The sequence below is a fragment of the Sphingomonas gilva genome, assembly GCF_003515075.1.
Taxonomy (GTDB): Bacteria; Pseudomonadota; Alphaproteobacteria; order Sphingomonadales; family Sphingomonadaceae; genus Sphingomonas; species Sphingomonas gilva.
In genome coordinates, this window is sequence record NZ_QWLV01000005.1 from 153,939 (window position 1) to 174,116 (window position 20,178).

The window sequence follows — 20,178 nt, forward strand, 5'->3', positions numbered from 1 at the left end:
CCGTCGGCCGGTGCCGGGAGCACCGCCGGCCGGGTGAGCCTTACGTCGCGCCGCAGCTTCGCTGCGCCTTGACCGGCTCACCTGAACGGCGGCTCGTTGAACGCCCTCAACTTGCGGCTGTGCAAATTGGCGCCCTCGCCGCGCAGCACCTCGCACGCCGCGATGCCGATCTGCATATGCTCCGAAATCGCGCGTTCGTAGAAGCGGTTGGCCTGGCCGGGCAGCTTCAATTCGCCGTGCAGCGGCTTGTCGGACACACACAGCAAAGTGCCGTAGGGCACGCGGAAGCGGTAACCCTGCGCGGCGATGGTCGCCGACTCCATGTCGATCCCCGCCGCCCGGCTCAGCGAGAACCGCAGCGCCGATTTGGAATAGCGCAGCTCCCAGTTGCGGTCGTCGGTGGTGACGATCGTGCCGGTCCTCAACCGCCGCTTGAGCTCGTCGCCCGACTGGCCGGAAACCTGCTCGGCCGCGCGCGCCATCGCCACCTGCACCTCGGCGATCGCCGGCACCGGAATCTCGGGCGGCAGCACGTCGTCGAGCACATGATCGTCGCGCAGATAGGCATGCGCCAGCACATAGTCGCCGATCCGCTGGCTGGGGCGCAGCCCGCCGCAATGGCCGATCATCATCCACGCCTCGGGTCTGAGGACCGCCAGATGATCGCAGATCGTCTTGGCGTTGGATGGTCCCACGCCAATATTGACCAAAGTGATGCCGACGCGCCCCTCGGCCATCAGGTGATAGGCCGGCATCTGGTGCCGCTTCCACGCGCTGTCGGTGACGATCGCGTCGGGATCGGCGTCGGCGCTGGTCATCATCAGCCCGCCCGCGCCCGACAGTGCGGTGTACGTCCCGTTGCCCAGCTGGGTGCAGCCCCAGCGAACGAACTCGTCGACATAGCGGTGATAGTTGGTGAACAGCACGAAGCGCTGGACATGCTCGGGCGGCGTACCGGTGTAATGCCGCAGCCGGGCGAGCGAGAAATCGGTCCGGAGACCATCGAACAGCGCCAGCGGCCGCGCCGCGTCGGACAGCATCGCCACCCCGTCGGCGATCTCGTCGCCGATCATCGCGAGCTCGGTCGCCGGGAACCAGCGCGACAGGTCGTTGGCGGTCACCCGGTCGAGGTCGAAGCCGTGCTGCGGATCGAGCACATAGGGGAAGGGGATCTCCTGCCGCCCCCGCTCCACGCTGATCTCGACGTCGTAATCCTCGCTCAGCAGGCGCAGCTGCTCGATCAGATAATCGCGGAACAGCGCGGGCCGCGTCACCGAAATGGCGTAATGCCCCGGCGTCGTCAGCCGCGCGAACGAGCGCGGCGGGGTGGGGCGGTCCTCATCGCCCTTGTAGCGCAGATGGATCTCGGGATAGGCGAATGCGCCTTCGTCGCGCGCGTCGCGCGTCGGGGTCTCGCCATGTTCGATATAGGCGGTCAGCGCCGCGCGCAGCGTCGCGACCGAATCCTCGTAAAGCGCCTGGAGCTTGTCGACGAGGGCGTCGGCGTCTGCGGTGGTCGGGATGGTCATGGCGCGTCATGCCGCGGCCTGCCGATTCCCGCAACCGTACGAAAGGGGCCGGGCGTCTCCACCCGGCCTCATATCATCTCATTCGCCGTTGATCGGCAGCGCTTCGGGCACTCGCTGCGGATCGATGATGCCGGCCTCGTCGGTGGCGCTCCCAGCGTCGCCGATCGCGCCCCTCTCGCGCAGCTTGCTCGCGCCATAGACGGCGCCGGCCGCGGCGGCCGCGACGCCGGCGGCGATCCCCGCGGTCGCCGCAGGGTGCGCCTTGGCGGACTTCACCGCCGCGTCGAGATACTCCTTGCCGGTCTCCAGGATGGTCTTCTGCTGGGCGGCGGGATCGGGGCTGGCGGTCATGGAAACTCCTCCGTGTCGAAAGGGTGGGCGTCACCAAAATAACGAGCCGCCCGGGGCGGAGTTCCGGCCGGTCGGCGGGGCGTGCGGACGGCGCGCCCCGCCGCGAGAACGTCAGAGCTGGCCGATCATATGGTCGGCGGAGCTCACCTCGAACGCGCCCGGCGCCTCTACGTTCAGCGTCTCGACCACGCCGTCGTTGACGATCATCGAATAGCGCTGGCTGCGCTTGCCCATGCCGAACTTGCTGCCATCGAATTCCAGGCCCACCGCGCGGGCGAAGTCGCCATTGCCGTCGGCGAGCATCGTCACCGCCTGGCCGGCGTCGCTCGCCTTGGACCAGGCGCCCATCACGAACGGATCGTTGACCGCCACGCAGGCGATCTCGTCGACGCCCTTGGCCTTCAGGTCCTGGGCGCGCTCGACATAGCCGGGCAGGTGCTTGGCCGAGCAGGTCGGGGTGAAAGCGCCCGGCACCGCGAACAGCGCGACCTTGCGGCCCTTGAAGAAATCGGACGAGCTGACCTGCTCCGGACCGTTCTCGGTCACCTTGGTCAGCGTGGTTTCTGGCAGGCTCTCGCCGGTCTTGATCGTCATGCGCGTCTCCCTGGACTGCCGCGAAGCTGCGGCGCGGACACGAGGATGGGAAGGGCGCGCCCCGCTTTCAACCGGGTTGGACGCGGACGCGCCGGCCCGGTATCCCTGTGCCATGGATTCGCCGCGCTTCCTGACCGGCCAGCTTCTGCTGGCGATGCCCGGCATCGGCGATCCGCGCTTCGAACGCGCGGTGATCGCGATCTGCGCGCACGATTCGAACGGCGCGCTCGGCGTCGGCGTCGGCGCGGTGATCGAGGGGCTGGGGCTGCACGACGTGCTCGATCAGTTCGGCATCGAACGCGGCGACGCGCCCAATCGTCCGGTGCATTTCGGCGGGCCGGTGGAAACGACGCGCGGCTTCGTCATCCACTCGCCCGATTGGGGCGGGCAGGACACCATCGACGTCGCCGGCCGCTGGAAGCTTACCGGCACGATCGATATCCTGCGCGCGATCGCCGAAGGGAAGGGGCCGTCCGAATGGCTCGTCGCGCTCGGCTATGCCGGCTGGGCGGAGGGGCAGCTCGACGGAGAGCTGGCGCGCCATGGCTGGTTCTCCACCCCCGGCGATCTCGCCACCCTGTACGATCAGACCGCCGATCGCTGGGCGGACAGCTTCCAGCAGGCGGGCATCGATCCACGCCTGCTCAGCCCGCAGGCTGGGACTGCTTGAGGAGGTTTGGCGCCGCGGCAAAGCCGCGTCGTCGGTCGGTGCTTGAGCACCGCCGGCCGGTCGAGACGGTGCGCCTTTGCTTCGCGCGGCGCATCGGCGCGAGGTGTTCGCGCCTCCACCTCGACATCATATAAAGATATCTTTATATTTGCCTTGAAGGCGCGCGGCGGCTAGGGCCGCGCCATATTTCAGTTCAGGAGAAGTTTCGTGGCCACCGCTCCCGTCCTCGACGCGCAGGATTACGTCATCGCCGATATCGGCCTTGCCGATTTCGGCCGCAAGGAAATCGCCATCGCCGAAACCGAGATGCCGGGTTTGATGGCGCTGCGCGAGGAATATGGCGCGTCGCAGCCGCTGAAGGGCGCGCGCATCACCGGCTCGCTGCACATGACCATCCAGACCGCGGTGCTGATCGAGACGCTCACCGCGCTCGGCGCCGAGGTGCGCTGGGCGACCTGCAACATCTTCTCCACCCAGGATCACGCCGCCGCCGCCATCGCCGCCTCGGGCGTGCCGGTGTTCGCGGTGAAGGGCGAAAGCCTCGCCGACTACTGGGATTATGTCGGCCGCATCTTCGATTGGGGCGACGCCACCTGCAACATGATCCTCGACGACGGCGGCGACGCCACCATGTTCGCGCTGTGGGGCGCGAAGCTTGAGGCCGGCGCGACCCTGCCCGAGCCGGAGAATGACGAAGAGGTCGAGTTCCAGCGCGCGCTGAAGGCGTTCATCGCCGCGCGTCCCGGCTATCTCACCGAGACCGTCAGGAACATCAAGGGCGTGTCGGAGGAGACCACCACCGGCGTCCACCGCCTTTACCACCTCGCCAAGAAGGGCGAGCTTCCCTTCCCCGCGATCAACGTCAATGACAGCGTCACCAAGTCGAAGTTCGACAATCTCTACGGCTGCAAGGAATCGCTGGTCGACGCGATCCGCCGCGCGACCGACGTGATGCTCGCCGGCAAGGTCGCGACCGTCGCCGGCTTCGGCGATGTCGGCAAGGGCTCGGCGCAGTCGCTACGCAACGGCGGCGCGCGCGTGCTGGTGACAGAAATCGACCCGATCTGCGCGCTGCAGGCGGCGATGGAGGGCTTCGAGGTCGTGACGATGGAGGAGGCGGTGCGCCGCTCGGACATCTTCGTGACGGCAACGGGCAATGCCGACGTCATCACCGCCGATCACATGCGCGCGATGAAGCCGATGTCGATCGTCTGCAACATCGGCCATTTCGATAGCGAGATCCAGATTTCGGCGCTCAGCAACTACAAATGGACCGAGATCAAGCCGCAGGTCGACCTGGTCGAGTTCGAGGACGGCAAGCAGATCATCATCCTCGCCAAGGGCCGTCTCGTTAATCTGGGCTGCGCCACCGGCCACCCCAGCTTCGTCATGTCGTCGAGCTTCACCAACCAGACGCTCGCCCAGATCGAGCTGTTCACCAAGCCCGAGGCCTACAACAACGACGTCTACGTCCTGCCCAAGCACCTCGACGAAAAGGTCGCGGCGCTGCACCTGGAAAAGCTCGGCGTCAAGCTGTCGAAGCTGACCCGGAAGCAGGCGGATTACATCGGCGTGCCGGTGGAAGGCCCGTTCAAGCCGGATCACTATCGGTATTGATCGCGTTGATGAGTTGCATTTTTGTAACACGACTCCTCGTTCATACGTGGTGACCAGCTTTTGGGGTTTCCTGCATTGCGAGATTAGGCAAGATTGAGCCTAGCTTTGCAGGGGATTCCCAATCATGCGGAAGATATTGATTCCGGTTCATCTTTCGGTCTCAACGTTGGCGATGGCGGCGGCATTGCCCGGCGCTGCTCTGGCTCAGACCGAGACGCAGCAGGTCGAATTTCAACAATCAGCTGACGAGCAGGAAGTTGAACAAGTGATTACGGACCCGGCCGTCGAAGCGGAGGACGGGGACATCGTCGTCACCGGATCACGGATCGCGCGTCCCAATTTCGATACCGTCGAACCGGCGGTGGTGATCAATTCTGAGCAGATCGAAGCACGAGGCTTTGAGACGCTGGGCCAAGCCCTCAACGAACTGCCTGCCTTCGGCCTGCCTGGTTCCAGTCCCGTAGGCGGCCAATCGGAGCTCGGGCCGGGTCAGAGCTTCGTCAACTTCCTCGGTCTTGGCTCGGAGCGCACGCTCACGCTGGTCAACGGTCGGCGTTTCGTCGGTTCTAATACTGCGTCGATCTTTGGACCGACAGGGCAAGGCGGCAACCAGGTCGACCTCAACGTTATCAATACTAAGCTGGTGGAGCGCGTGGAGACGATCGTGATCGGCGGCGCGCCTATTTACGGTTCCGATGCTATCGCCGGCACGGTCAACGTCATACTGAAGCGAGATTATGAGGGCCTGGAGCTTGACGGCCAGTATGGCATTGCCGAACGGGGAGACGGTGCGAATTACCGATTTCGTGGAATTGTCGGCAAGAACTTCGCTGACGGACGAGGCAATATTACGATATCGGGCGAGTACAATCGTGGGGAAGGCCTGGTGGCGACGCAGCGACCGGACCTTTATACGGGAGGGTTCTTCGGTGCCCCTAACGATCCCGACTCCCCGTTCGACAATGTCATCTTCGACGACCGGCGCATTCCGACCTTGTCAGAATTCGGCGTGCCGACAGTATTCGACTTTATTCCAGTCAGCCCCGGACAGGCCGCGAACCTCGGCTTTCCGCAAGGCGGTTTCGTCGATGACCAAGGGCGCGCGTTGCGCTTTGACGCCGCGGGTAATCTGATTCCGATCGATTTTGGCACGTCATTCGGGCCGCTGGATGAGAATGGTCAGCCGACCACGTTCCAGATCGACACGTCGGGCGGCAATGGCTTCAGCCTGGTTCCAACGACCAACCTGCTGACTGACACCGAGCGCTACAACGGCAACATGCTGGCAAGCTTTCAGGTTACCGATGCGATCCGTGTTTTTGGTGAAGCGTGGTATAGTCGCAGCACGGGGGTGAACCTGCGCGACCAGCCGGAGTATAATTCCTATTTCTTCGGCTATGCGGGCGACCCGGCTGGTGCGGTCATCTTGAGCACCGACAACCCGTTCCTCACGCCTCAGGCGCGCGCCATTATCCAGGCTCAGGCCGATGGCGACACGTTCTTTCTGAACCGGGCAAACACCGATCTCATTTCGGGCCAGGCGAGAGGCAAGGTTGAGGTGCAGCGATACGTTGCCGGCATTGATGCTAGATTCGCAGGAATTGGCGGTCGAGAATGGACCGCTGAGTTGGTGGGCAATTACGGCCGGTCCGAGACCAATAGCGAAGGCCGTCTGCTTGTAACGCAGAACTTCTTGAACGCGGTTGACGCGGTGGAGGACGGCAACGGAAACATTATATGTCGTCCGGGCGCGCCGACGGTCAACGCCCCGACGATTAGTACGACCTGCGCTCCTCTCAATCTGTTCGGTGCGCAGACGTCCCAGGCGGCGCGCGACTATATCACCGCCATTACTCGACCTTCTTCGATCAACAAGCAGAAGATCGTTACGGCATCGATCACCGGACCGTTGTTCGCTCTGCCAGGCGGCGACCTCTCGTTCGCGCTGGGCTACGAACATCGGGAGGAATCGCAGGATTTTGATCCGGGTGAGGTCCTGCGCGGCGCGCCTGATCCCGATCCGACCGACGATGCTGACGGCGACGGCGATCCGACCAACGACCGCGTCGCTTACGGGCAGTCTGTGCTGTATCAGCCGCTATTCGGCGAATATAATACCGACGAGGTGTTCGGCGAACTCCGTGCCGGGCTTATCGGCCCATCAAACGACATTCCTTTCGTGCGTTCACTCGAAATTCAGGGTGCTGCGCGTTATGTCGACCATTCGGTGGCAGGCGGCGATCTGACCTGGACGGCCGGAGGGAGCTGGCAACCGATTTCGGACATTACAATTCGTGGTAACTTCACCCGAGCGATCCGTTCGCCTTTCATCACAGAAGCATTCAATCCGTCGTCCAGCTTCTTTGATTTCGCCAATGATCCTTGTGACCGCACGCTGCGTGATGAGGGTCCCAATCCGACGGTGCGTGCCGCGAACTGTGCTGCGGCGGGCATCCCTGAAGATTTCGAAGCACAGTCGGACAATGCCAGCTTTTTGCAGGCGGTTGCAGGCAATCCAAATCTGAAGAATGAGAAGTCGGACGCGTTTACGGTCGGCGTGGTGCTACGCCCGCGCTTCCTTCCCGGCTTCAGTGCGACAGTGGACTATGTCGACATCACGGTGAAGGATGTCATCACCGAGTTGACCTCCGATGACATCGTCGCCAACTGCTATGATGCGACTGACTATCCGAATAACGAATTCTGCGAGCGCTTCGAGCGTAACCCGGTGGTCGGTAACCCGGCGTTGGACAACCAGCTTAACTTCATCGAGACCGGCTATTTCAATGGTGCCGCGCTTGAGTACAAGGGCATTCTTGCCGAAGTGGCTTATCGCACGCGGACGCCATTTCTCGGGGCCGATTCCAGTATCGGGTTGAACGGCAGTTACCAATATATCGACACGCTGACTTCGCAGGCGAACGAAAATTCGGCACAGGTCACGACTGGCGGTTCGATCGGCTATTCGCGCCATCAGGCGACGGCAAGCCTGAATTACAACAATGGTGGCTTCGACTCCTACGTCCAAGTTAACTACACTGGTCCGGCGCAGTTCGATCCCGATACAACGGCGACTTTCCAGACACCCGCGTCGGTCGAGGACATTGCTTTCGTAAATGCGGGCATATCGTATCAGATCGAAAAGAAGTTCAGCGTCCGCTTGGTCGTAGACAATCTGTTTGATCGCGAACCTCCTTTCCCGGTTCCGGTCGGCGGTGGCACGATCAGCTACTTTCCAGGCGTACTTGGACGGTATTTCCGTTTAGGCGCGTCGTTTGGCTTCTGAGGGGGAAAGGACAGCATAGAGGTCGGCCGGGATTCCCGGACCGGCCTTTATGTATCGGGGAACTCGACTGGATCGAATGACACCGCGCCGATCATGTCGACCGTTGATGGTCCAATGGATGCCGGATTGCGGCAACCGGGCAGCGCGATAACATCGAACAACTCGGAGGTGGAGCCTCGAAACTCAATCAGCATTTCAGTCCTGCCCGTTGAAAGCTCTATGACGAATATGCCGCAAGTAGGTCTTTCGCCCCGGCCGTCGATCTCTGCCTGGAGCGGCAGACCAGAAAATTCTCCTTCGCGGGCCTTCGAAGCAGTGACGAGCGCGTATCCGTTATGGAAGCTTAAGCCTCGCAGGAAACCTGGAACGAATGCTATATCCTCAGGTCGGCCAGTTCTAGGGTCGACTTGAACGAGCCATCCCCGCCCCGAATCGAGCGACCAAAATTTGCCCCCATAAATACGGGGACTATGCGGCATAGACAGTTGGTCGCTGATTATTTCTTTGCTGGGGATGTCAATCAGCACGCCACCTTTTTCCCGCTGCCTACGCCAACCGCCAGCGGTGTCGGTCTGCCCGATGGCAGTAGCAAGTTTTGGCTCGCCGTCTTCCAGCGCAAATCCATTAAGATGACATCTGTCTTCTGCTACCAGGGCGGAAATGAAATTTGGTTTCCAAGTTGGCTTGAAACTATGCCTTTCATCAATTGTTGCAAGGCAGGAATAGCGACTGGATACAAATAGTATTCCGTTGTCCTTATCGATACCTAATTCATGTGTATCGACATAGTTTACTGTATAGGATTTTCGTGGAACGAAATATTGATCATACGCCGAGTTGGCATACTGACCTTGCGCAAGGATGTTTTCGAGCCGCCATATCTGAAACATCGCGGCGACGAAGAGCGAACCTTGGTGGAGGCAGAGTCCGGTGGGTCTAGGATATCGCTGCTCGTTGAACGACACCCGATCATCGGGGCCAACGCCGACAACTATAAGCCTGCCGCTCTGGTAGGATGACATGGCGAGGGATGTTTCGTTATCCAACAACCAATTGCGCAATGTGCCGCTAATCGCGATGGATGTATCGTCGGGCTTGGCTTCCCGATCCGCTTGCAGCATTGCCACCAGATCGCCGTGTTTGTTACTCAAAGCGCCAAATCCCATGATCGATCAGTGCACCGAATGCGGGAAATGTGCCTATGCGGCAAGGCGTTTGCTGTGCTTGTCGTCGATAGGAATGATCTTGGATTTGTCGATCGCAGCGGCCCCTCGCAATGATTGAACTGTCTCTGGCCACGGCAGTCATCGCGGGGGTGGTCCTCGCTGCGATCATCTGCGGAGCAGGGTGGGCGCTTCTGGCAGGCGTAGCCTCACAACGCACGGCGAAGATGATCGATGTCGATCGCAACACCGCGCATTGCCTGCTCGAATCCTCCCCCGCTCTCGCCGCGATCATTCGCGCCGATGGGCGCGTCGAGATGCCCGGGCGCATGGTCGATTGGTTCGGTCTGTCGCGCATGCCGCGCTTCCTTGCCGATCTGTCCGAGCCGGGCGGGGGACTTGGCGAGGAGGATGCCGCGCTCATCGCGCGCGAGATCAACGCCACGCAGAAATCCGGCCGCGCCTTCACCCGCACCGTGCGCGCCCAGGGTTCCGATCGGGTGCTGATGCTGCGCGGGCAGCGCGCCGCCGATCAGGTCGCGTCGCCCGGCAGCGCGGTGCTCTGGGTGTTCGACGCGACCGAGGCGCAGGCGGAGATCACGCGGCTGGGCGATGAGCTGCATCGGATGGCGCGCGCCTACGACGCGCTCACCGCGCTGATCGAGGCGGCGCCGATGCCGATGTGGCACCGCGATGCCGATCTCAAGCTGACGCTGGTCAACACCGCCTATGTGTCCGCGGTCGAGGCGTCGGACGCCGAAGCCGTGATCACCCGCCAGATAGAGCTGGTCGAGCGCACCGACGGCGGCGGACCGCTGGCCAAGGCGGAGGCCGCGCGCCGCGGCGGCTTGCCCGTGGCCAGCCGCGTGCCCGTGACGATCGCCGGCGCGCGGCGCATGCTGCAGGTGACCGACGTTCCGCTCGGGCCGAGCGGCGTCGCCGGCTTCGCCGTCGATATCGAGGACTTGGAGGCGGCGCGCGCGGCGCTCAGGCGTTATCTCGACGCGCAGCGCGACATGCTCGATCGACTGTCGGCCGGCGTCGCGCAGTTCAGCGCCGATCGCGCGCTGGTCTACGCCAACCAGCCGTTCCGGCGCATCTTCTCGATGAAGCCCGAATGGCTGACCGACCGGCCGGCGTTCGATCGCGTGCTGGAGCGGATGCGCGAGGCCGGGCGCCTGCCCGAGGTCCGCGATTTCCCGCATTGGAAGGACGATCGCCGCGAATGGTTCACCGTGCCCGGCGGCGGCATCGAGGAATCCTGGCTGCTGGCGGACGGCACGCATCTGCGCGTCGTCGCGCAGCCGCTTCCCGACGGCGGGCTTCTCCTGATCTTCGAGGATCGCACCGAACAGGCGCAGCTCTCCAGCGCGCGCGACACGCTGCTGCGCGTCCGCACCGCGACCTTCGACAATCTGTTCGAAGCCCTGGGCGTCTTCGCCGCCGACGGTCGCCTGCAGATGTGGAACCGGCGCTTCCGCGACGCGTGGGGCTTCGAGGAGGAACTGCTCGCCCGCCATCCGCGCGTCGACACTTTGGTCGCCGAGATCGCGCCTCGCCTCGCCAATCCGGCGCGCGCGCGGCTGATCAGCGATCTGGTGCGGTCGGCGACCGGTGAGCGCAAGCAGCGCGGCGGCCGCATCGCCTTCGCCGACGGGCGGCATTTCGAGTTCGCCGCGGTGCCGCTGCCGGACGGCAACGCGCTGTTCACCATGCTCGACATCAGCGACAGCCGCCGGATCGAGCGCGCGCTGCGCGACCGCAACGAGGCGCTGGAGACCGCCGACGGGCTCAAGACCGCGTTCATGTCGGCGATGAGCTATGAGCTGCGCACACCGCTCACCAGCATCGGCGGCTTTGCCGAGATGCTGGAGGGCGGCTATGCCGGCAAGCTCACCAAACAGGCCGAGGACTATGTCGCCGCCATCCTGCAATCGGTCGAGCGGCTCGGCCAGATGATCGACGACGTGCTCGATCTCACGCAGGGCGATGCGGGCAGCCTGCAGCTCGATCGCGCGCAGATCGATCTCGCCAAGCTCATGTCCGAATGCGGCGATGCGCACGGGGAGGAGGCGCGCGCGCGGCGGATCGACCTGGTGATCGAGGTGGATGCGAGCGTCGGCAAGATCGACGGCGACGCCAAGCGGATCGGCCAGGCGGTCGCGCACCTGCTGCGCCACGCCATCGCCACCACGCCGCCCGAGGGCCGCGTCCTGCTGCATGCCGATGGAACGGCGGAGCAGGCGCGCATCATCGTCTCCGACGACGGGCCGGGAATGGACGAGGCCGAGGCCGCCCGCCTGTTCGACCGTTTCGCCCGCGCCGACGAAGCGCGCGGCGAGGACCGCGCCCTCGGCCTCGGCCTGCCGCTCGCCCGCCAGTTCGTCGAAGCGCATGGCGGGCGGATCGGCATCGAATCCGAACCCGGCATGGGCACGCTGCTGACCATCCTGTTGCCCCGCGCATGATCCTCCGCGACGAAGCCGGAACCCGCGCGCTGGGCGCCAGGCTCGCGGCGCATGTCGGCGTCGGAGACGTGATCGCGCTTTCCGGGCCGCTCGGCGCGGGCAAGACCAGCCTGGCGCGCGGCCTGCTCGGCGCGCTCGGCCTGGCAGGGGAGGCGCCGTCGCCCAGCTTCGCCATCGTCCAGCCCTACGACCCGCCCGAGGTGCGCCTGCCGGTGCTCCACGTCGATCTCTACCGCATCGAGCATCCGGACGAGGTCGACGAGCTCGGCCTCGCCGATGCCCGGCGCGATTCGGCGCTGTTGATCGAATGGCCGGAACGGATGGGCGCGCGCCTGTGGCCGGATGCGCTGGTGTTGACGCTCCAGCCGCAACCGTCGGGCGCGCGGCGCTTGACAGCGCGCGTGCCGGCGGGATGGAAGGCGCGATGGTCCCTGATCTGAATCCGCCGCCAGGCGCGGCCGCCTTTCTCGCAACGCATGGCTGGGCCGACGCGGAAGTCCGCGCGCTCGCCGGCGACGCTTCGTTCCGCCGCTATTTCCGCGTCTATGACGGCCCCCGCGTCGCCATCCTGATGGACGCCCCGCCGCCCGAGGAGGACCCGCGCCCCTTCATCACCGTCGCCAGCTGGCTATCGGAGAAAGGTTTCGGCGCGCCCCAAATCCTCGCCGCCGATGCCGAAGCCGGATTGGTGCTGCTCGAGGATTTCGGCGATGCGCGCATGCGCGAGACGGTCGACGCCGCGCCCGAGAGCGAGGAGCGCATCTATGCCGAGGCGGTCGACCTGCTGATCGCGCTGCGCAACGTCGGCGTGGCGGACCTGCCGCCTTACGACCGCGTCACCTATCAGCGCGAGGCGGCGCTGCTGCCCGAATGGTACTGCCCCGCGGTGGGGCTGGAGGTCGACGAGGCGGGCTATGCCGCCGCATGGGACGCGGTGCTCGGCCCCGTCGAGGCGGCGAGCCCGCGCGTCACCGTGCTGCGCGACTATCATGCCGAGAACATCATGCTGGTCGAAGGGCGCGAGGATCTCGGCTTGCTCGATTTCCAGGACGCGCTGGCCGGGCATCCCGCCTATGATCTCGTGTCGCTGCTGCAGGACGCGCGGCGCGACGTGCCCGAGGGAATCGAGGCCGCGATGCTCGATCGCTACCGCGCGGTGACGGGCGAGGGCGCGGACTTCGACGCCGCCTACGCGATCCTCGGCGCGCAGCGGAATGCGAAGATCATCGGCATCTTCACCCGCTTGTGGCGGCGCGATCACAAGCCGCGCTATCCCACGCTCTGCCCGCGCGTATGGCGCTATCTCGAACGCGATCTCGCCCATCCGGCGCTCGCGCCCGTCACCGCCTGGTTCGACGCCAATGTTCCGCGGCATCTGCGCGGCGATCCGATGGCGCTGGCCGGGGAATGAGCGTCAAGCGCCAACTCGCCATCCGTCCTTCGGCGGCGGGCGTCGTGCCGCGCACCGCGATGGTGATGGCGGCGGGGCTGGGCAAGAGGATGCGCCCGCTCACCGCGACGCGGCCCAAGCCGCTGGTCGAGGTCGCGGGCCAGCCGCTGATCGCGCATGTCTTCGATCGCCTGCGCGCGGCCGGGGTGGAGCGGGCGGTAGTCAACGTCCATTATCTCGCCGACACGATGCAGGCGTGGCTCGCCAACAAGGTCGGCGGTATAGAGGTCGTCATCTCGGACGAGCGCAGGCAGTTGATGGAGACCGGCGGCGGGCTGGTCCAGGCGCTGCCGCTGATCGATTGCGATCCCTTCCTCTGCGTCAACAGCGACAATCTGTGGGTCGACGGGCCGACCGACGCGATCCGCCTGCTCGCCGAACGATGGAACGATAGGGAGATGGACGCGCTGCTGCTGCTGGTGCCGCAGGCGCGCGCGCATTGCCATCGCGGGCAGGGCGATTTCCACATCGACGCGCAGGGCCGCATCACCCGGCGACGCGGGCCGGGGCGGGTCGCGCCCTTCGTCTATACCGGCGTGCAGATGATGGCGAAGCGGCTGATCGCCGACGCGCCCGAAGGCCCCTTCTCGACCAATCTGTTCTGGGAACGCGCCATCGCCGCCGGCCGCGCCTACGGCATCGTCCATCAGGGTCTGTGGTTCGATGTCGGCAACCCGGCGGCAATCGCGAAGACAGAGGCCATCCTCGCCGATGGCTGACGAAGGGGAAAGCAGGGAAGCCGCCCTCAGCCTCTTCACCATCCCGCCGCACAAGGCGTTCGCCGATACGCTGGCCCAAGGGCTTGCCGCGCGCCATGGCGGCGATCCGCTGGCGCTGGCGCGGGGTCTGGTGCTGCTCCCCAACAACCGCGCCGTACGCGCCGTCACCGACGCGTTCGTCCGGCTGAGCGGCGGGGGGCTGCTGCTCCCGCGCCTGGTCGCGATCGGCGACGAGGAACTGGGCGAGGGCGCAGGGCTCGCTCTCGATCCGGCAGACGCGGCCATCCCGCCGGCGATCGAACCGATGCGCCGCCGCATGATCCTCGCCCGGCTGATCGAGCGCGCGCGCGGCGTCGGCGCGGACGAGGCGGTCCGGCTGGCCGGCGATCTCGCGCGCGTGATCGATCAGCTGACGGTGGAAGGCGTGGCCCCCGAACGTCTCCGCGCGCTCGACATCGATCCCGATCTCTCCGCGCATTGGCGGACCTCGCTCGAATTGCTCGACATCGTGCTCGATCACTGGCCGCGCATTCTCGCCGCGATGGGCCGGATCGACCTGCAGGACCGCCGCAACCGCCAGCTCGACCGTATCGCCCAGGGCTGGCGCGCCGATCCGCCTTCGGGCTTCGTCGTCGCCGCAGGCATCGGCAACAGCGCGCCCGCCGCGGCCCGATTGCTGCGCGTGATCGCGGGCCTGCCGCGCGGACAGATGGTGTTCGCAGGGCTCGATCTCGCCATGCCCGATGAGGAGTGGCAAGCGCTCGGTCCCCACGATCCGGACCCGGTGACGGGCTTTGCCGGCCGATCGATCGAAACCCATCCGCAATTCCATCTGAAGCTGCTGCTCGATCGCATGGGGGCCGGGCGCGGCGAGGTGGCGCCGTGGCGTGGGGGCGAGACGAGCACGCCGCCCGCCCGTTCGCGCGCGGTGGCCAACGCGCTCCGCCCCGCCGCCTTCACGGGCAAATGGATCGACGAGAAGACCGATCGAACCTTGCCCGGCGTTTCGGTCGCCCAGTTCGACACGCCGGCCGAAGAGGCGCAGGCCATCGCCATCCGGTTGCGCGGCGCGCTGGAGACGCCGGGCCGCACCGCCGCGCTGGTCACGCCCGATCGCGATCTCGCCCGGAGGGTCTCCGCGCATCTCGCGCGCTGGGGCGTCGCCATCGACGATTCGGCCGGCCAGCCCTTGTCGCAACTCGCCAGCGGCACGCTGCTCATTGCGCTCGCCGACGCGGCGGCGCAGCGATTCGCGCCGGTGCCGCTGATGGCGCTGCTCAAGCACCCTTTGGTTCGCGCCGGAGAAGCGCGCCTGCGCTGGCTCGACGGCGCGCGCTTGCTCGATCTCGCCTTGCGCGGCCCGCGTCCCGCAGCCGGACTCGACGGCGTCGCCACGCACCTCGCGGCGTCGCGTTGGCGCGAAGCCGCGAAATGGTGGTCCGAAGCACGCGCGCTGCTCGCGAATATAGAGGCGATATGCGCGAGCCCGCGCTCCATCACCGAGATGATCGGCGCGCTGCGCGACACGGCCGATGCGCTTTCCGGCGGAGCGGTGTGGGCGAATCCCCAGGGCCGCGCCGCAGCCGACGCCCTGGCCGCGATCGAGGAGGCCGCTCCCGACGGTCCGCCGCTGATCGATCCCGCCGCTCTCGCGCCGCTGCTGCGCAGCTTGTTGGGGGAGGTTGCGGTGCGTCCGCCGCATGGCGGTCATCCCCGTCTGGCCATCTACGGTCTGATCGAAGCGCGCTTGCAGCGCGCCGACCTCATGATTCTCGGCGGGTTGAACGAGGGCGTCTGGCCTGGCCTGCCGCCGCCCGATCCGTGGCTTGCGCCGCGCATCCGCGCCGAGCTCGGACTGCCGGGGCTGGAGCGGCGCATCGGCATCGAAGCGCACGATTTCGCCATGGCGCTGGGTGCGGAGGACGTGCTCGTCACGCGCGCTGCGCGCGATGCCAGCGCGCCCGCGGTCGCGTCGCGGCTCTGGCTGCGCCTGCAGGCGCTGGTCGGCGACAGGTTGGCCAACGATGCCGATCTCGTGGCCTTGGCGCGGGCGATCGACGATGGCGGGGTTCCGTCGCCCGCGCCGCGCCCGCGCCCTTCGCCTCCCGTGGCTGAACGCGCGCGGGAGATCTCGGTCACCGAGGTCGATCGATTGAAGGCCGATCCGTTCGCCTTCTACGCGCGCCGTATTCTCGGCCTGCATCCGCTCGATCCGGTCGACGCGGATCCCAGCGCCGCGTGGCGCGGGACCGCGGTGCACGACATCCTCGAACGCTGGGCGAAGGAGGACGGCTGCGATCCCGCCCGCCTGCGCCCGCGCGCCGAGGCGATGTTCGCCGAAGCGCAGGTCCATCCGATGATGCGCGCGCTCTGGCAGCCGCGCCTGCTGCTGGCGATCGACTGGATCGCCGCGCAGATCGCCGAAAGCGACCGCACGGTGATCGACGCCGAGGTCAAGGGCCGGATCGAGATCGCCGGCGTCACGCTGACCGGCAAGTTCGACCGCATCGATCGGCTGCCGGGCGGGGGCCTCGCCATCATCGACTACAAGACCGGAGAGCCGCCCAGCACCAAATCGGTCGCGGCGGGCTACAGCCTGCAATTGGGGCTGATCGGCCTGATCGCGGAGCGCGGCGGTTTCCCCGGCATTGAGGGCGTCGCCGAGGCGTTCGAATATTGGTCGCTCGCGCGCAACAAGGAGGGCGGCTTCGGCAAGATCGTCTCGCCCAACCAGGGCCGCGGCGACATCATCCCGGCCGACCGTTTCGTCGCGCTCGCCGCGCACAACTTCACCGATGCCACTGGCCGCTGGCTCACCGGCGGCGATGCCTTCACCGCCAAGCTGCATCCCGAATACGCCCCCTATGGCGATTACGATCAGCTGATGCGCCGCGACGAATGGTTCGGCCGTGGCTGAGCGCGGCTTTCCGAGGCTGAAGGGCGCCCAGCGCGAGGCGAGCGCGCCGGGCGAGCACGTCTGGCTGTCCGCCTCCGCCGGCACCGGCAAGACCCAGGTGCTCACCGCGCGCGTGCTGCGCCTGCTGCTCGCCGGCGTCGATCCGTCCGCGATCCTGTGCATCACCTTCACCAAGGCCGGCGCGGCGGAGATGGCCGAGCGCATCTCCGCCCGCCTGGCGCGCTGGGTGCGCCTAAAGGACGCCGATCTCGCGGCCGATCTGATCGCGCTGGGCGAGGATCACGGGCCCGAACGGGTCGAACGGGCGCGCACGCTGTTCGCGCGCGTGCTCGATGCGCCCGGCGGGCTGCGTATCCAGACGATCCACGCCTTTTGCCAGTCGCTGCTCGGCAGCTTTCCGGCCGAGGCCGGCCTCGCACCGGGTTTCCGCCCGCTCGACGCCCGCGAAGAGGCCAAGCTCGCGCGCGAGGCGCTGGCCGCCATGCTGCTCGAAGCCGAAGCCGGCGGTGAAGCGCTGCTGATCGAATCGATCGCAGCGCTCAGCCTGCGCCTCGGTGAGGGCGGCGCCGAGAATTTCCTGCTCGAATGCGCCCGCGCGCCCGTCGCCATGGCGAGCCTGCCGACCGATCGCACCGCCCTCGGCGCGATGGTGCGGCGCCTGCTCGGCGTCCCCGAGGGTGATGTCGAGCAATCGATCTGCGCGGCGTGCGAAGCGCTTGATACGCGAAGCCTCCAGACCATCGTCGCCGCCAATCGCGCCTGGGCGACGGCGACCGGCGTCGGCCATGCCGATATCGCCGATCGCTGGCTGGCCGGCGATCCGACCGTTCGCGCCGCGACGATCGCCGATCTCGCCGGCATCGCGCTCACCGCCAAGGGCGAGCTGCGCAAATTCTCCGCCAGGCTGATCGGCTTCGAAGCGGATTATGAGGCGCTCGCCGCCGACCTCGCCCAATGGTGCTCGGGCCTGCTGCAGATGCGCGCGCTGGCCGGATACGCCGACGATCTCGCCGCCGCGCTCTGGGTGGGCCGGCGCTACGCCGCCGCCTATGCGGCCGCCAAGCGCCATGCCGCCGCGGTCGATTTCGACGATCTGATCCGCCGGACGCTCGATCTGCTCGCGACCCCCGGCATGGGGGATTGGGTGCGGTTCAAGCTCGACCGCGCGACCGATCACATATTGGTCGATGAATCGCAGGACACCAACGCGCAGCAATGGGCGATCGTCGAGCGGCTGGCGGAGGAATATTTCGCCGTCGCGCGCGAGGATGCGGAGAAGGTCCGCACATTGTTCACGGTCGGCGACTTCAAGCAGGCGATCTTCGGCTTCCAGGGCACCGACCCCGCCGAGTACCGCGCCGCGCGCGAGCGTTTCGCCGAGCTGGCGCGGCAAGCGAGCCACGCCTTCAACACCCTCTCGCTCACCCACAGCTTCCGCTCGACCCGCCCGATCCTGGAGTTCGTCGACGCCGCGATCGCCGAGGTGGGGCCGGTGGAGCTCGGCGACGAGCGGCTCGAGGCGCACGCCAGCGAGGTGAAAGGACCGGGCGCCGTCACCCTGTGGCAGCCCGTCACCGACGCCGATCTGGTCGATCCGGGCGAGGAGGGCTGGGTGCCCGATCCCACCCGCGCGCTCGCCGACCGCGTCGCGCTCCAGGTCCGCCGCTGGCTCGATCAGCCGCTGATGCTCGAAAGCCAGGGCCGGCCCCTCGGCGCGGGCGACGTCATGATCCTCGTGCGCAAGCGGGGCGAGCTGGCCTCGCTGCTCGTCGCCCGGCTGCACGCGACGGGGGTGCCCGTGGCGGGGATCGACCGGCTGCGGCTGAACGCGCCGCTCGCGGTCCAGGATCTGCTCGCGGCGGTGCGCTTCGTCCTCCAGCCGCTCGACGATCTCAACCTCGCCGGCCTGCTCGTCTCGCCGCTCATCGGCTGGAGCCAGGACGAGCTGTACCGCCGCGGCCGGCGAGGCGGCGCCGCCCTGTGGCCGCATCTCCAGGCGACCTGCGATCCGGCGCTGCTCGATCCGCTCCGGGCGATGCTGGCGCGCGCCGATTTCGTCCCGCCCTACCGCTTCCTCGAGGACATCCTCTCGGGCCCGCTCGACGGCCGCCGCCGCCTGCTCGCCCGCCTCGGCCCGGAGGCCCGCGACCCGATCGAGGAGCTGCTGGGCGCCGCGCTCCAGTTCGAGGCGAACGACACGCCCACGCTGCAGGCGTTCCTCGACTGGTTTGATCGCGGCGACGTCGACATCAAGCGCGACGCGTCCGGCCCCGGCGACGCGGTGCGGGTGATGACCGTCCACGGCGCCAAGGGCCTGCAGGCGCCGCTCGTGATCCTGGCCGACGCGACCGGCGACCCCGACCGCTCGCGCACCGATCTGTTCGGGCTCGACGCCGGGCTGGGCGAGCCGCTGCCCGTCTTCAGCCCGCGCAAGGAGGAGCGCGCCGGACCGATCGCCGAGGCGCTGGAGACGCAGAAGCGCCGCGACCGCGCCGAGCATTGGCGGCTGTTCTACGTCGCGATGACCCGCGCCGAGGAACGCCTCGTGCTCGCCGGCGCGCTCGCCAAGGGCAAGGGCGAGGCGCCCGGAGACAGCTGGTGGGCGCGCGCCGCGCTCGCGATGCAGGCGCTCGGCGGCGAGGAGGTCGAGGAGGGGCAGGGCAAGGCGCGCCGCTTCGTCGGCCGAACCCCGGAACCGCCGGTCAAGCCCCGCGCCAGGCCCGCGAGCGCCCCCACCGAGCCCTTCGCGCCGCCCGCCTGGCTGCGAACCCCCGCGCCGGTGGAGGCGCGCCCGCCGCGTCCGCTCGCGCCCTCGGCGCTGGGCGAAGACGATGTCGCGACCCCGCCGCCCGGCCCCGCCATGCGGGCGGCGGCGGAGCGGGGCAGGGCGCTCCACGCGCTGTTCGAACGGCTGCCGGCGCTGCCGCCCGATCGGCGCGCAGCGGCGGCGCAGGCCTGGCTGGCCCAGCGCGGCTTCGACGCCGCCGAGGCCGGCGCGATCGCGGCGACCGCGCTCGGCATCATCGCCGATCCGGCCCATACCGCGATCTTCGCGCCCGCTGCGCTGGCCGAAGCGCCGCTCACCGCCGTGCTGGCGGACGGCACCGTCGTCTCGGGCGTGGTCGATCGGCTGGTCGTCACGCCCGACGCCGTCCGCATCGTCGATTTCAAGACCGGCCGCGCGCCCGCCGCGTTCGAGGAGGTTCCCACCTATCACCTGCGCCAGATGGCCGCCTATGCCGCCGCGCTGCGGATCATCTTCCCCGGCCGGTCGGTGTCCGCCAGCCTGCTCTACACCGCGGGCCCGGCGCTGTTCGATCTCGCGCCCGAGCTGCTCGAACGGCACAAGCCCGGCTATGCGGACGCGGAACAAAGCTTGTCCTCGCCCGCTTGAGGGTCGGTGCGGCCCAACCT

General features: G+C 67.2%; 13 protein-coding genes. 9 read left to right on the forward strand and 4 right to left on the reverse strand.

Features of this window, described 5'->3' with window-relative positions; all coding sequences use genetic code 11:
- Nucleotides 1-77: 77 nt before the first annotated feature.
- From D1610_RS11965 to D1610_RS11975, 3 genes are all read right to left on the reverse strand, one after another.
- Nucleotides 78-1,529, reverse strand: coding sequence for an AMP nucleosidase (locus tag D1610_RS11965; protein WP_118864417.1), 1,452 nt, complete (start codon nucleotides 1,527-1,529; stop codon nucleotides 78-80).
- Nucleotides 1,530-1,607: 78 nt separating this feature from the next.
- Nucleotides 1,608-1,880 carry a hypothetical protein gene (locus tag D1610_RS11970; RefSeq protein WP_118864418.1) on the reverse strand — a complete coding sequence of 91 codons (273 nt, stop codon included), beginning with the start codon at nucleotides 1,878-1,880 and terminating at the stop codon, nucleotides 1,608-1,610.
- Nucleotides 1,881-1,991: 111 nt separating this feature from the next.
- A complete protein-coding gene (locus tag D1610_RS11975) occupies nucleotides 1,992-2,474 on the reverse strand; it encodes a peroxiredoxin (protein ID WP_118864419.1) in 483 nt (160 codons plus the stop codon).
- A gap of 112 nt (nucleotides 2,475-2,586) precedes the next feature.
- Between D1610_RS11975 and D1610_RS11980 the strand changes: the two genes are divergently transcribed.
- The 3 genes from D1610_RS11980 (at nucleotide 2,587) to D1610_RS11990 (ending at nucleotide 8,047) form a co-directional block, all read left to right on the forward strand.
- Nucleotides 2,587-3,144, forward strand: coding sequence for a YqgE/AlgH family protein (locus tag D1610_RS11980; RefSeq protein WP_118864420.1), 558 nt, complete (start codon nucleotides 2,587-2,589; stop codon nucleotides 3,142-3,144).
- A 207-nt stretch (nucleotides 3,145-3,351) separates the two neighbouring features.
- Nucleotides 3,352-4,761, forward strand: a complete 1,410-nt coding sequence (gene ahcY, locus D1610_RS11985; protein WP_118864421.1) for an adenosylhomocysteinase — start codon at nucleotides 3,352-3,354, stop codon at nucleotides 4,759-4,761.
- Nucleotides 4,762-4,885: 124 nt separating this feature from the next.
- Complete coding sequence (locus D1610_RS11990) at nucleotides 4,886-8,047, forward strand: TonB-dependent receptor domain-containing protein (protein ID WP_118864422.1); 3,162 nt, start codon at nucleotides 4,886-4,888, stop codon at nucleotides 8,045-8,047.
- A gap of 47 nt (nucleotides 8,048-8,094) precedes the next feature.
- Here the strand turns inward: D1610_RS11990 and D1610_RS11995 are convergent, their stop codons facing one another.
- Nucleotides 8,095-9,213 (reverse strand): TIGR03032 family protein, encoded by a 1,119-nt coding sequence (locus tag D1610_RS11995; RefSeq protein ID WP_245942192.1) that lies wholly within the window; start codon nucleotides 9,211-9,213, stop codon nucleotides 8,095-8,097.
- A 110-nt stretch (nucleotides 9,214-9,323) separates the two neighbouring features.
- Here D1610_RS11995 and D1610_RS12000 point away from each other — a divergent pair, with 110 nt between their 5' ends.
- The 6 genes from D1610_RS12000 to addA are packed head-to-tail and all read left to right on the forward strand — an operon-like array spanning nucleotide 9,324 to nucleotide 20,158.
- Complete coding sequence (locus D1610_RS12000; protein WP_118864424.1) at nucleotides 9,324-11,678, forward strand: sensor histidine kinase; 2,355 nt, start codon at nucleotides 9,324-9,326, stop codon at nucleotides 11,676-11,678.
- Nucleotides 11,675-12,118: a tRNA (adenosine(37)-N6)-threonylcarbamoyltransferase complex ATPase subunit type 1 TsaE gene (gene tsaE / locus D1610_RS12005; RefSeq protein ID WP_118864425.1), complete on the forward strand. Its 444-nt coding sequence runs from the start codon at nucleotides 11,675-11,677 to the stop codon at nucleotides 12,116-12,118. The genes D1610_RS12000 and tsaE overlap by 4 nt, the downstream gene beginning before the upstream one ends.
- Nucleotides 12,103-13,089 (forward strand): aminoglycoside phosphotransferase family protein, encoded by a 987-nt coding sequence (locus D1610_RS12010; protein WP_118864490.1) that lies wholly within the window; start codon nucleotides 12,103-12,105, stop codon nucleotides 13,087-13,089. The genes tsaE and D1610_RS12010 overlap by 16 nt, the downstream gene beginning before the upstream one ends.
- A complete protein-coding gene (locus tag D1610_RS12015; protein WP_118864426.1) occupies nucleotides 13,086-13,847 on the forward strand; it encodes a nucleotidyltransferase family protein in 762 nt (253 codons plus the stop codon). The genes D1610_RS12010 and D1610_RS12015 overlap by 4 nt, the downstream gene beginning before the upstream one ends.
- Entirely contained in the window at nucleotides 13,840-16,764 is a 2,925-nt protein-coding gene (addB, locus tag D1610_RS12020; protein ID WP_118864427.1) for a double-strand break repair protein AddB, read from the forward strand. Before D1610_RS12015 ends, addB begins: the two co-directional genes overlap by 8 nt.
- Complete coding sequence (addA, locus tag D1610_RS12025; protein ID WP_118864428.1) at nucleotides 16,757-20,158, forward strand: double-strand break repair helicase AddA; 3,402 nt, start codon at nucleotides 16,757-16,759, stop codon at nucleotides 20,156-20,158. Before addB ends, addA begins: the two co-directional genes overlap by 8 nt.
- Nucleotides 20,159-20,178 lie beyond the last annotated feature (20 nt).